This window comes from Pedobacter sp. AW31-3R (genome assembly GCF_052180285.1).
GTDB lineage: Bacteria > Bacteroidota > Bacteroidia > Sphingobacteriales > Sphingobacteriaceae > Pedobacter.
In genome coordinates this window covers 2,972,458-2,986,730 of the sequence record NZ_CP197475.1, presented here as the reverse complement: position 1 = coordinate 2,986,730, position 14,273 = coordinate 2,972,458, and the positions used below count along the sequence as shown (strand labels likewise).

Here is a 14,273-nt window from a genome sequence, read left to right as displayed (position 1 = left end):
GCTATATCATTAAAACCGGACTATCTTATACGGAGGTCACTGCATCCGGTACTAAATTCAAAATCGCATGCTGAAGCAGTTTTAAACCCATATTCAGGTTTTCTTCAGTTATCGTTAAAGGACACAGGATTTTAATAACCTGGTCATTATTTCCGCATCGCTCGATCAGCATTCCTTCCTTAAACAGAAGGTCAGCAACACGCTTCGCTACTTTGCCATCCACCAATTCTATTCCCCAGATCATTCCGATCCCACGGACGGCAACCACATACGGAGACCACTCCAGTAAATGCTCAAGGTGTTCGCGGATATTTTCGGCATCCCTTTTGATTTTTTCTTCCAGCTGATGGTCTGCCCAAAAATCAAGGGCTACTGTTGCTGTACAAAGGGACAGATTATTGGAACGGAACGTTCCGTTATGCTCACCTGATTTCCATACATCCAGCTCAGGCTTAATCAGCACAAGGGACAGCGGTAATCCAAAACCACTGATCGATTTTGATAACAACACCATATCCGGAATGATCTGTGCCCTTTCGAAACTAAAAAAGGATCCGGTACGGCCACAGCCCACCTGGATGTCGTCAACAATTAAAAGGATCCCATGCAACTGGGTAAATTCCCTAAGCTTACAAAGCCAGCCCTCACTGGCAACATTGACCCCGCCTTCTGCCTGAACGGTTTCCAGTATCACTGCTGCCGGCAGCTCTAGCCCGGAGCCTTTGGTCGCGATCATTTTACTGAGGATTGCTATCGTATCGATTTCAGCGCCAAAGAAATTTTCAAAAGGAAAAAAAACAACATCCTGCGGCGGATTCACCTTTTGATTTTCTTCGAGGCTTCCGGAAAGGGCCAGCGATGTGGCAGACATTCCATGAAAGGAATGCGTGAAAGCAACGATCTTTTTTCGTTTCGTGACGATACGGGCCAACTTTACAGCGGCCTCAACCGCGTTGGTGCCCGTAGGTCCTGAAAACTGTACTTTATAGTTCAGCCCTCTTGGGGTTAGGATTACTTTTTCAAAACGTTCCAGAAATTCTGCCTTTACTTCGCTGTCCATGTCCAGGCAATGCACAATGGCATTGCTGTCTAAAAAGGAATGGATGGCTGATTTCATTGCGGGATGGTTATGCCCATAGTTTAAAGTGCCAGCTCCACTAAAAAAGTCTACAAAATATTTTCCCTGATCGTCGGTAACAATATCTCCTTCACCACGTTTTAAAACGATCGGAAATACTTTTGAGTAACTATTGACATTTGATTCGTTCTTCATACTGGTCAATTTAAATGACTATAATTTGGTTGTTTTTTACTTATTTAAATGCTATATATACATTTCATTATCTGACTTAACCTCAGGTGCATATTGGATAAAATTGACGGTATCAATATATCTTGCCATGCTCTCAATGAAAGGATTTTGAAAGAAGCTTTTCAAATCAATCCTGACGTTAAACTCCTCATGGATTTTGGAAATGACACTGATTGATTTCAAGCTGTTCCCTCCTACATGAAAGAAATTATCTTTTATCCCAACATCACCTGTCTCCATACCTAAAATTTTACTCCATATCCTTACCAGCTTTTCTTCAGTTTCGGTACCCGGCTTCACATAATTTCCGGTACCGGTAAGTACATTAATTTCCAGCAATGCCTTTTTATCAATCTTTTTATTCGGGGTAAGCGGAAATTCGGACAAAAGGACTACATAGGAAGGAACCATGTAATGCGGCAATTTATCGGATAGAAATGCCCTGATGGCATCTGCAGTTAAGTCGGCAGCACCAATGATATAAGCAACCAGTTCCTTTTCTGCTGCTGCATTGAGCCGCACAAGCACTACTGCAGACTGGACTTCGTCATGCGCATGAAGGGCATTTTCAATTTCTGCGAGTTCAATACGGAAGCCACGTATTTTAACCTGATTGTCCTTTCTCCCCATAAATTCTATATTTCCGTCAGCAAGCCATTTTCCGAGGTCTCCGGTAAGATAAATCCGGCCGCCATCTGTCTTAAAGGGATTTGGTTTAAACTTCATCGCAGTCATTTCCGGAAGGTTCAGGTAGCCGCGTGCAAGCCCATCGCCACCAATGCAAATTTCTCCGGTGACACCCATTGGAACCAGGTTTCCGACTTTATCCACGATATAGATTTCCGTATTTGAGAGCGGCCTGCCGATGGGTGTACTTCCATTCAGCTGATCCGTTAAATCCTCACTATTTTCATAATAGGTAGAGTCAATACAGGTTTCTGTGGTTCCATAACTGTTCACAATCCGGACTTTAGGATGAAAATGCACTTGCAGATCCCTGTAAGCCGCAATGTTCAAAGCATCAGACCCGAATATGATCAACTTCATGTGGGTCATTTCTAATCCTTCTGTTTTCAGGTATTGAAGAAATGGCAATATCAGTCCTGGCGTAGATTCAAAAACGCTGATCTGATGTTGCTGGATGAATTCAAAAAGACCTTTAAAATCAAATTTGAGTTCATCGGAACAAATGATCATTTCGCCTCCGGACAGTATGGTCCTGCATATGTCTCCAAAGAAAACATCAAAAGAGATGCTGGCCAGCTGTAATAGTTTAATCTCAAATTCTTTAAAGCGGTAAGCCTCGTTTAAAGACTTGCAAACGCTGATCAGGCTGTGTTGTTCTACCATTACCCCTTTAGGCTGTCCTGTAGATCCTGAGGTATAAATGACATAGGCAAGATCATCGGGTTGAGCCTTAAGCTGCGGATTTTCTATACTGTAACTTGTGGTATCTTGCAGGTAAGCGGATAAAAAGGAGGCATCAATGATCACCTTACAGCTGCTGTTTTCCTTCATGTAAGCAATCCTTTCTTCCGGATATCCAGGATCTAAAGGAACATAAGCAGCACCAGCTTTCAAAACCGCAAGCACCACCACAATCAGCTGCTCACTTCGCTCCAGGCAGATCCCGGCTAGGTCTGCGCGCCCGATCTCATAAATATCCATCAGGTAAGCACTCAAACGGTTGGCCTGCTGATTTAGCGCTGCATAACTCAGTTTCCGGTCTTCAAATTGCACGGCAGTTTTATCCTGATGCAACAGGACTTGCTTTTCAAAAAGACCAATCACGGTCTCCCCGGCCGGATAACCGGCACGGTTGGCATGAAAAGTATCTAATAGCTGTAAGCGCTCTGAGGTACTGAGGTAATCAATCTGGTCTAAAGCCTGTTCCGGTGTTGAAAGAATCACTGTGATCAATTGCTGAAAATGCAATTCCATCCGCGCAATCGTTGCTTTACTATAAATATCGGTGTTGTATTCAATGCTCATATTGATCCCAGTCGTTGACTCCACAAAATCAAAACTTAAGTCGAACTTACTGGCCGGTTTTTGCTCAGCCTGGTAACCGCTTACTTTTAAAGACTGAAGGGTTTCCCGCTTTGTATTTTTAGCGTTTGCCGTATTGTGAACCGTAACCATCACATCAAATAAAGCGCTGCGGCTCAGGTCACGCTGCAGGTTCAACGCATCAACCAGTTCATCAAATGGATAAGCCTGGTGTTCATAGGCTGCCAGTGTCAACTCACGAACCTGTGCCAGCAACTCGGTGAAACGGTCACTGCCCGAAAAACGGGAGCGCAGTGCTAAGGTATTGATGTAAAAACCGATCTGTCCTTCCAGGTCGGTATGTTCACGGCCGGCCACAGGACTGCCGATCACAATGTCCTGCTGACCGCTGTAACGGTACAACAGGGTGTTGACTACAGACAACAGTCCCATAAACAAGGTGCATCCCTGATCACGGCACAGTTTGTTCAGCCCGTCGGTCAATTCCGCAGACAGGCGGCTGTTTAATACAGCCCCGTTATATGTTTTTACCGCCGGACGCATCCGGTCGGTCGGAAGTTCCAGCACCGGAAGTTCTCCGGAAAACTGGTCCAGCCAGTAGGCTTTGTGCAATGCCAAAGAACCGCCCTGCAGTTCAGACTGCTGCCAGCTCGCATAATCTTTATATTGGATCCGCAATGGCTGGTAAGGATTTTCTCTGCCATTCAGGAAAGCATTGTAAAACGCCGATAGTTCAGCAATCAGTACCCCCATCGACCAGCCATCGCTGATGATGTGGTGCATGGCATAACTGAATACCCATTTCGTTTCTCCAATACGGTATAAACCTGCACGGAGCAAAGGACCTCTCTCAAGGTCAAACGCTGCCCGCAATTTGGCAAGTACCGCTGTTTGAAGCTCCGCTTCAGACAATTCCCGAACGTCTTTGCGTTCCAGCACAAAACCGCTTTGCCCTGACGTGTGAACGTACTGACGGACTTCTCCCGAAGCATCTTCCCTGAAGGTCGTCCTCAGGATCTCATGACGACTGATCAATGCAGCAAAGCTCTGCTCAAACGCATTTTCATCCAGGTCTCCTTCAAAGTAAAACACACCCGGCATGTTGTAAGCCACATTGCCTTCGGCAAACTGACTCAATACCCACAAACGCCGCTGGGAAGAAGAAAGCACGTAGCTCTCTGCCTGCGCCACCGGCAACAGCGATTCAAAAGCATCGTGTTCACCGCCATGGATCAGTAAAGCCTGATCGCGCAACACCGGGTTTGCGAACAGTTCTTTCAGACCGATCTTGACATTAAATACTTTATGGATCTGACTGCTCAGCCGTGTTGCCTTAAGGCTATGGCCTCCAAGTTCAAAGAAATCATCATTGATACCGATCGGATTGACACCAAGGATTTCTGTCCAAATGGAAATCAAGCCAGCCTGGGTCTCATTCTCTGCGGCCTGGTAAACATTGCCACGTTCTGCGCCATCATGATCCACAGCCGGTAAAGCTTTCTTGTCAATCTTTCCGTTAAGGGTTAATGGCAGGCTATCCAATTGCATGAAATAAGCAGGAACCATATAACCAGGAAGCAGCCCTGAGAGATAAGCCTTCAGTGCAGGAATATCCAGTGCAGCACTTCCCACCAGGTAAGCCACCAGGAAACGTTCACCGGAATCATTCAACGGAGCCAATACTACTACTGAGCTCACAGCTGGATGTCCTCCAAGCACATGTTCCACCTCACCAAGTTCGATCCGGTAACCACGGACTTTAACCTGGTCGTCTTTACGGCCGATAAACTCAATGTTGCCATCTGCTCGCCAGCGCGCTAGATCGCCGCTACGGTACATCAGCTCGCCTTCCAGGTAAGGGTTCGGCACAAACTTTTCCTTAGTCAGGGCTTCCTTGTTCAAATAACCACGTGCCAGTCCCACACCACTGATGCAAAGCTCTCCGGTTACTCCTACAGGGACAAGACCATCTCCATCGCCAAGAATGTAAATCCTGGTATTGGAAACCGGCTTGCCGATCGGGATTAACGGTGAAGCCTCATCAATGAAATAGCTGGTACTCACTACTGAATTCTCCGTAGGACCATAATTGTTCACCACCTGGTAAGTTTTTGGCTGATAACTATTTACCCTATCCCCGCCCAGCAACAAGTAACGTAAGGAATGGTTGTCTTCTTCATAAAAAGCCTCACCGATCTGACTCGGTAAAAACGAGATGGTGATCTTTTGCTGGTGGTAATAATCATTCAACAATCCGGTATCCAGACGGATCTCATCGGGAACCACCACCACAGCAGCACCGAAAAGCAGGTATGGAAAAAGCTCCCATGCCGAAGCATCAAATGCAACACCCGCATATAAACTACCACGGTCTGCACTGGTTACCGAGAACATTTGCTGGTGCCAGTAACACAAATTAACCAGGCTGCTGTGTTCGATCATCACCCCTTTGGGCTGACCGGTAGATCCGGAAGTATAGATCACATAGGCCAGGTCATCTGCTCTGGCATGAATGCCAGGGTTTTCATCACTGTAATTTGCTGATGAGTCTGTATATTCTACTAAAAAGGCTGGATCGATCATGATCTTACAGCCACTGTCCTGCTGCATATAATTGATCCGCTCCACCGGATAAGCCGGATCTACAGGAACATAAGCGGCACCGGTTTTCAATACCGCAAGGATCGAAATAACCAGCTCTTCGCTCCTTTCCAGGCAAATGCCGGCAAGATCGCCAGGACCAATGCCATGTACATCTGTCAGGTAAGCAGTCAAGCGGTTGGCCTGACGGTTCAGCTCCTCATAACTCAGCTCCAGGCCTCCAGAAAACACTGCAGGGCGTGCTGGATTTAACAACACCTGCTTTTCAAACAAGCTGATTGCTGTATCTGCAACAGGGTAAACCGCATTGGTATCATTGAAAGTTTCCAGTAACTGCAGACGCTCTGCTGCACTGAGGTAATCCTGCTGAGTTAAAGGCACACCAGGTGCAGAAACGATCACACGGACGAGTTGCATGAAACGTTGGTGCAGCCCTTCCATAAATTCAGTGGAATAGCTTTCTGTATTGTAAATGAACTTCAGGGTGATCACCTTTTCCGGGTGGATCACAATGGTAAGGTTATAATTGGTTTGTTCAAAAATATTTGATGACAAAAAAGACAGGTTCCGTTCTGAATCTGCAGTTTGTCTAGCCATTTCCTGTGCTGGGTAATTTTCAAAGACCATGATGTGGTCGAACAATCCTTTAACGCCAGGACGCTTTTCTTGCAATTGAGCCAATTGCGTGTAATGATGATTCAGGCCGGCAATAAAACCTCCACTTACTGCTTTGGCCAGTTCTTCAAAAGTGATGCCCTCAGCGAATTTTATCCGTACCGGAATGGTATTAATGAAAAGCCCAAGCATCTCTTCAATACCTGTAACTTCGGCAGGCCTTCCCGAAACCACCGAACCAAAAAGTGTGTCGTTCGTACCACTGTAAATTTTTAACAAAAAAGCCCATACGGTCTGGAAGAAGATATTTTCTGTAATCTCCAATCTTGAACACAAGGCTTTCAGGGATGTCCTCAACTCTGGATCAATCTGGCCCTGTACGCTTTTAAATGCAGATTTACCGGCCGGAATAGCAGGTGTTTTTTTAGGTAAGGTACTTAATCCTTCATAATCGGCCAGGTAAGTTTTCCAGTAATCTATAGACTTTAACTGGTCGATATTTCCCAGCCATTTGATGTAATTCGAATAAGGATAAACCTTTTTGAGCTGAGGTGTTTTGCCTGCTATGAGGCTGAAATAAATCTGAAAAAACTCTTTGATGAGCAGCCTGATACACCATCCATCCATCAGGATATGGTGATAGCTCCAAATCAGTTCGTAGGTATCACTGTTTAATTTTACCAGGGTAAGCCTGGTTTGGGAGACCTTATTGAGGTCAAATGCCTCGTTGCGGTCCAGCTCCCTGAATGCTTTGATGGAAAAATCTGGTTCCGTTGAAGCATCAATATAATTTGTCGAAGCTTCCACTTCTTTTCTCACGACCTGTAAGGTTTCATCTGCCAGTTCATGGGTAAAAAATGTGCGCAGGATGGCATGTCTGGAAACCAGCAGCTGATAACTTTCCCTGAACTTCAGTATATCAAACTGTCCTTTAAAGGTATAGCTTAACTGTTCAAAATAAACAGGAGATTCCGGTGCTTGCAGCCAATGAAAATAAATCCCTTCCTGAAGCGGGCTTAAAGGGTAAACGTCTTCAATCATTGTAATTCATTTAGCTTAAGTAATTGTTCCATATTCAGTCCTTTAAAGGTCAGGTCAACCGGGGTCAGCTGTGTTTGCTCTTCCGCGGCTGTTTTTTCAATTAAAGCAGATAATTCCTGCTCCAGGACCTGCAGCAGCCTGGTGATTGTTTCTGCATTGTACTGTCTGGCGCTATAAATCAGGCTGAGTTTCAGACGGCCTTCCACGATCATAGCTGAGATTTCCAGCGTATAGTCCCTTTTTCTATTTGGTGAAACCGCCTGTCCATGATAAGCTCCGCTGATCTTAAAACATGGATCATCATGCTCATTCTTGATCTCGGTGTCAAAAACACCCAGATAGTTGAATACAATTTCTGGTTCCATTTGATAAGGGCGTCCCTGAAGATACCTGAGCACTCCATAGCCAATGCCCTTATTAGGGATACGGTGAAGTCTTTCTTTCACTTCAATCAGTTGTCTGATGTTGTCGTCAGGAAAACTGACATCAATTACTACCGGATATATAGCTGTAAACCAACCCACTGTTCTCGTTACATCGATCTGACCACCTATATCTTCCCTTCCATGCCCCTCTAATGCCAGGCAGAGCTGATTGATGTCAAAACATTTTCTGAAAGCCATTCCCACCGCAGTGATGAGCAAGTCGTTAACATTCGTTCCGTATGCTTTACCGGAAGCGCCCAATAGCAGTGATGTCTGTTCTGCATTGAGCAGGAAGGATTTGGAATTTGCATCATTCACCAGATTGGATGCAGCAGGATCATCGACAGGCAATGCAGGAACTTTAAGCGCTTCGATTTCATCCCAATAAGGCAATTCCTTTTCCAGTTCATTGCTGAAAGCATATTGCTGCATCAGGTTCATCCAGGACTGAAAAGAATCCGTTTTTAAAGGCAGTTTAGCTGGCCTTCCGGCTGAATGACTTTCATAAAGCTGGGCAAAATCCGGCAGCAATACCCGCCAGGAAACCCCGTCTATTACCAAATGGTGCGCAATAAACAGCAAATGATCCTGTTGACTGCCCTTAAATAAAATCACTTTAAACAAAGGGCCGTTTTGCAAATCAAAACCAGCGTGGGCCAGATCACTCTCTGCCCGGATCAGCTGATCTTCCTCATCTGCAATGACCTCGTGGATCTTGATTCCTGTCAAGCCTGTATTTTCCTGTACATAGCCTTCTGCTGTTTGCCGGAAAACAATCCTCAATGCATCATGGTGTGCGATGAGTCCGTTCAGGCTTTTGCTCAGGATCTCTTCATCAATCCGTTTCGCACTGACCAGCATCACTGACAGGTTAAAATGATGTTTGTCTACCGTTTCATTTTCCAGGAAAGCCTGCTGTATCGGACTTAAAGGAATCAATCCTTGAACCTCCTGTTGATCTATCACATGTCCCTGTACGCTTAAATCGACATTCAGGAGCAGTTCTTCGATTACAGGGTAGCGCAGCACATCACCGATATTTAACGTATAACCATGTTGCTTTAAACGGGAAACCAGCTGGATCGCTTTGATTGAATCTCCTCCCAGGACAAAGAAATTCTGATTGATACCGATATTTTTCACCTTCAAAACTTCTTCATATACCGATACCAGCACTTCTTCCATCTGGTTTCTCGGAGGGCGGTATGAACCGTCTGTCCCAGAATGATCAATACCTATTGCCTTTAAACTTTTCCGGTCTGCCTTTCCATTTGCATTTAATGGAATCTCATCCAGAAAAACAAAATGATTAGGAACCATATAAGCCGGCAGCTGTTTGCCCAGGAACAAGCGTAAATCCAGAATTTCAAGTTCCTTACTACATGCGATGTAGGCAATAAGGTCATTTTCACCGGAAACATTTGCCGATACCAAAACTACAGCAGCGGAAATGTCAGCATGATTTCTAAATGCATGTTCCACCTCTCCAAGTTCGATGCGGTACCCACGAACTTTTACCTGATCGTCCTTCCGTCCGATAAACTCGATATTCCCATCTTCAAGCCAGCGGCCAAGGTCGCCAGTGCGGTACATGCGTTCACCCGGTTTGAATGGATTGGCAACGAACTTCTCTGCGGTTAATTCGGGCTTATTGAGGTAACCACGTGCAAGTCCGGTTCCGGCAATAACGATTTCTCCTGTTACGCCTACAGGACACAAACCATCAGACGTATTGAGGATATAGAGCTGCGTATTTGCAATTGGTTTTCCAATCGGAATTACCGTATTATTTCCGTCGTAAACATTAAAATAAGTCACATCAATCGATGCTTCGGTAGGCCCATACAGATTGTAAACCGGGACATTGCTGTGTGTAAACCACCTGCGTACCGTTTCTGGAGACAACGCCTCTCCGCTGGTAATGATTTTATGGAGACTGTCTAATGTGCCTTTTTCCTGATCAAAAACTTCTGAATTGATGAAAGCATCAAACATACTCGGTACAAAATGCATACAGGTTACTTTTTCTTTTGCAATCAATGCTGCAATCCGGATTGGTGAACCAACATCATCTTTATGGCATAAAATCATTTTTGTACCCCAGCAGAGTGGCATAAAGATTTCCCATACAGATACATCAAACGTGTAGTTTGCTTTTTGAAGGATCACATCAGCAGCAGAAAAGTCATATGCTTTCCACATCCATTCTATCCTGTTTACCACTCCGGTATGTTCCACCATCACTCCTTTAGGTTGCCCCGTAGATCCAGAAGTATAAATGACATAAGCAAGATCTTCAGGTCCTGGTTGTACGGTGGGATTAACCGCAGGATATGATGCTTTCACTTCCTCATAAGCAGAGAAAAAGGAAGCATCAATCAATACTTTACAATTGCTGTCCTGCTTTATATAGTCAATGCGTTCCTGCGGATACTCAGGATCAACAGGAACGTACGCTGCAGCGCATTTCAATACCGCCAGTATGGCAATGAGCTGATTCTCGCAACGGCTCATGCAAATGCCTACCAGGTCTCCCCGCTTGATACTGTGCTGCTGCATCAGATAATTACAAAGTCGATTGGCAGCTTCGTTCAAAGCGTCGTATCTCAGTTTATTGGATTCAAATACCAATGCAGTTTGTCCGCCTCGCTTCTGAACCTGTTTTTCAAATAAGCTAATCAGGGTTTCCTTGCGCGGATAATCGCAACGTGTATCATTAAATGTTTCCAGCAGCTCCAGTTTTTCGGATGCATTGAGCCAATCCAGACGACCCAATGGTTGATCTGGTGCAGCTAAAACAGCTGTCATCAATTGCTGGAAATGTACTGCAAAATGTGAGACCAACGTCGCACTATAAATGTCTTTATTGTATTCGATCCCCAGTTTAACACCCTCTTCGGTAACATAGAAATTAAAACTCAGGTCAAACTTACTGCTTAGACGCTCAGCACCCCGGTAAACACTGACTTCCAATCCGTTGAGCGCCTGCCGATTTGTACCGGAAGACGATGCGTGTAAAGCAACCATGACATCAAACAGCACATTGCGGCTCATGTCGCGCTGCAGCTTAAGTTCGTCTACCAGTTGGTCGAAGGGATAAACCTGATGTTCATAAGCGCCAAGGGTAACTTTACGTACCTGTTGAAGCAAATCCCTGAAACTATCCGCCGGTTGGAAACGGGAACGTAATGCAAGCGTATTCACGTAGAAGCCAATCTGTCCTTCCAGCTCAACATGTTCCCTGCCGGCAATCGGACTGCCAATGATGATGTCATCCTGACCGCTGTAATGGTATAACCAAGCTTTCACTACAGCCAGCAGTCCCATAAATAGCGTGCAGCCCTGCTCCTGGCTCAGTTTTTTAATACCTTCAGTTGATTCCTGTGCTAAAAGACTATTCAGCACGCCTCCATTATAGGTCTTGACTAAAGGACGTTTCTGATTTGCCGGTAAAGTAAGTACAGGAAGTTCGCCTGAAAACTGGTCCAGCCAATAGTTTTTATGCAGGGTTAACGCATCTCCACTAAGCTGTTCCTGCTGCCAGACCGCATAATCCTTATACTGAATCCTCAGTGGTGGATATGGATTTTCCAGGCCTTGAGTATACGCATTATACAAACCCAGCAGTTCTGAAATCAAGACACCCATAGACCAGCCATCACTGATGATGTGATGCATTGTATAACTAAAGAGCCATTTTTGTTCGTCCAGGCGATAGAGCGCGGCACGGATTAATGGGCCTTCAGCAAGGTTAAAAGGTTTTCGCAATTCTTGCTGAACCAAAGCTTGCACTTCATTTTCTTGATCAGCACTGCTCCTGAGATCCGACTTCACCAAAACAAAACCACTGTCTGCAGGCTTAAGGATATATTGCCTTATTTCTGCTGAACTGTTTTCTTTAAAGACTGTTCTCAGGATTTCATGGTGTTCAATCAAATTTGAAAAGCTCTTTTCAAAGGCAGCTTCATCCAGCGCTCCTTCCAGGAGTTGAAAGCCAGGCATATTATAAGCCACCGTATCCGGATCAAGCTGATTCAGCACCCAGAGGCGGCGTTGGGAAGAAGACAATACGTAATCTGTTGCTGTACCTGAAACGGCAGGAAAAGCTTTATAGCTTTCCTCTTTGTTCAGTTCCGACAAATAGCTAATCAGTGCAGCTTTTTGGGATTTTATTTCATTCAAAAGCGCCGGATCCAAGCCAGTTTTGGGGAAGGTTAAAGTCAACTCCCCATTTTCCAGCTTCAGGTGGACATCTTTTTTTCTTAATAAACTTAAAAATTCTCTCATAATCTAGTGTTAAAAATCAGGTGATCTTGAGGATCTTCCCCTTAGTTCTGAACCGGGCATATCTTGATTTGTCTTTGTCTCCAGAACAACCTGATTTCGCTGATTAAGTCGGATGATTCCATAAGGTTAAAAGGTTGATCTTCTTTAAGGATTTTCCATAAGGACTTAGAGATTTCTTTATCCTCTTTCAGGTATGAGTTGTGCATTAGAAAACGTCCCCTTTCATCTTGATCTGAAGCTGGTCGGATGAAGTCATAAAATCCTGCTTTGGCAAAAACCGGATGTGCCGAAGTGAGGGACTTTTTCTTAATCAGGAAATCTCCGATAACCACGAAGTTCACGTCGCTTGTAAGCAAAAAGGCAATGACATCAGCAGGTGAATGTACAATCGGCTCATAGTTATTATTGAAGGAAGTATTGAGCAATACCGGTGTACCTGTTCGCTGATAAAAAGCATTGATCAGCTTCCAGAAGTTTTGGTTATGAACGGACGAAACGGTCTGAACCCTTGCCGATCCGTCGATATGGACAACTGCACCTAAAGCCTTTTCAGATGACTCCTGGGCTCTGAGGATAACACTCATGAACGGAAACTCTTTCTGCCCGTTATCAGGAACTTTAAAACAGCTTTCAAAATGTTCTTCCAGAATTGCCGGCGCAAAAGGCCTGAACCCTTCCCTCATTTTAACAATTGAATTGATCCGGTCTTTATTTGCGGCCGGCCTTGGATCAGCAACAATACTTCTGTTTCCCAAAGCCCTTGGCCCATATTCTTCTCTTCCCCTAAACCAGCCAATCACTTCTCCTTCAGCCAACAAAGCGCCCGTCTCGTCATGTATATTTTCACTTTCGTGATAATCAATCAGGTCTTTCCATTTCAGCAGTTCTGATTCGATGGCCGTCTTTGTAAAATCAAGTCCCATAGAAACGGATTTGATCGGTTTGTTGATGAAAGTTTCCCCTGTTTCAAAATGGCAGGCATAAGCGGCTCCGGAAGACAATCCATTATCACCCGATGCAGGGAACACAAAGACTTCTTTAAACAGGTTTGAATGCACCAATTCCCCTTCCATTTTACAGTTCAATGCAACACCACCTGCCAGACAGATTTTTTCCATTCCGGTTACCTCTTTTGCATAATGCAGTATGTGGAATACAATATGTTCGAGCGCAACCTGTAAAGCAGCGGCAATGTCTTTATGGTGTTGATCAAAAGGTGCACCTTTTTGCCTTTTCGGGCAAATTGTATTTAAGCGAACCATGTCATCAAAATGAATTTCATACTCCCCATCCGGCAACAATGTGTAGAAAGACTCAAACAGCTCCTGATGAACCGTCGGATCTCCATAGGGCGCCAATCCCATCACTTTATATTCATCGAATATGCTCATGCCCAGAAACTCGGTCGCCTCCAGATAAAAGTAACCCAGTGATTTTTTAACCGGAAAACTCTTCAGCAGATTGAGTTTATTGCCTTCGGCCGTATAAATTGTCCCGGATAAGCCATTTCCAGCCCCATCCAATGTAACTACCAGGCTTTTGTAAAAACCGGATTGTGCAAAGGCAGATACCGCATGACAATAATGATGATCATACAGTTTTATTTTTTTCAGGTCTAATTCATACCCGGTATGTCTTTTGAAAATTTCCCTTAAAACCAGCAGGCCTGCATTTGGCGACAGTGGTGCTTTCATAAATGCTACTGCATAATTTTCCAGTGAGCTCATGGTAATGGGGAAAGCAAAATAATCGATATCATCGAAGTCAAGATCATTGTAGATCATGCACTGTTTTATCGCTGTTTTTGGAAAATAGTTAGTGTGCTTTATTCTGGTGGTGCGCTCTTCTTCCAAGGCAAATATTAAATCTCCATCCTTTAAAAGTGCGACGGCCGAATCATGTAATTGTCCATGAATGATTTTCTCAAGAAATACGGCATCAATATGATTTGGTCCTCCATTTATTCCTAATATTTTCATCTT

The 14,273-nt window shown here is 44.6% G+C and carries 4 protein-coding genes; all 4 read right to left on the bottom strand.

Annotated features, from left to right (window positions below; translation table 11 throughout):
- Window positions 1-25: 25 nt before the first annotated feature.
- Genes ectB through ACSBL2_RS12130 form a run of 4 tightly spaced genes read right to left on the bottom strand, consistent with a single transcriptional unit; the run spans window position 26 to window position 14,270 of the window.
- Window positions 26-1,273, bottom strand: a complete 1,248-nt coding sequence (ectB, locus tag ACSBL2_RS12145) for a diaminobutyrate--2-oxoglutarate transaminase (RefSeq protein ID WP_442591968.1) — start codon at window positions 1,271-1,273, stop codon at window positions 26-28.
- Between the two features lie 51 nt (window positions 1,274-1,324).
- Complete coding sequence (locus ACSBL2_RS12140) at window positions 1,325-7,579, bottom strand: amino acid adenylation domain-containing protein (protein ID WP_442591967.1); 6,255 nt, start codon at window positions 7,577-7,579, stop codon at window positions 1,325-1,327.
- Entirely contained in the window at window positions 7,576-12,291 is a 4,716-nt protein-coding gene (locus ACSBL2_RS12135) for an amino acid adenylation domain-containing protein (RefSeq protein WP_442591966.1), read from the bottom strand. Before ACSBL2_RS12135 ends, ACSBL2_RS12140 begins: the two co-directional genes overlap by 4 nt.
- Window positions 12,292-12,332: 41 nt before the next feature.
- Window positions 12,333-14,270, bottom strand: coding sequence for a carbamoyltransferase family protein (locus ACSBL2_RS12130; RefSeq protein ID WP_442591965.1), 1,938 nt, complete (start codon window positions 14,268-14,270; stop codon window positions 12,333-12,335).
- Window positions 14,271-14,273 lie beyond the last annotated feature (3 nt).

Excerpts from the sequence above, each read along its gene's own strand:
- ACSBL2_RS12140 (WP_442591967.1), bottom strand. The coding sequence starts at position 7,579 with ATGATTGAAGACGTTTACCCTTTAAGCCCGCTTCAGGAAGGGATTTAT.
- ectB (WP_442591968.1), bottom strand. The coding sequence starts at position 1,273 with ATGAAGAACGAATCAAATGTCAATAGTTACTCAAAAGTATTTCCGATC.
- ACSBL2_RS12135 (WP_442591966.1), bottom strand. The coding sequence starts at position 12,291 with ATGAGAGAATTTTTAAGTTTATTAAGAAAAAAAGATGTCCACCTGAAG.
- ACSBL2_RS12130 (WP_442591965.1), bottom strand. The coding sequence starts at position 14,270 with ATGAAAATATTAGGAATAAATGGAGGACCAAATCATATTGATGCCGTA.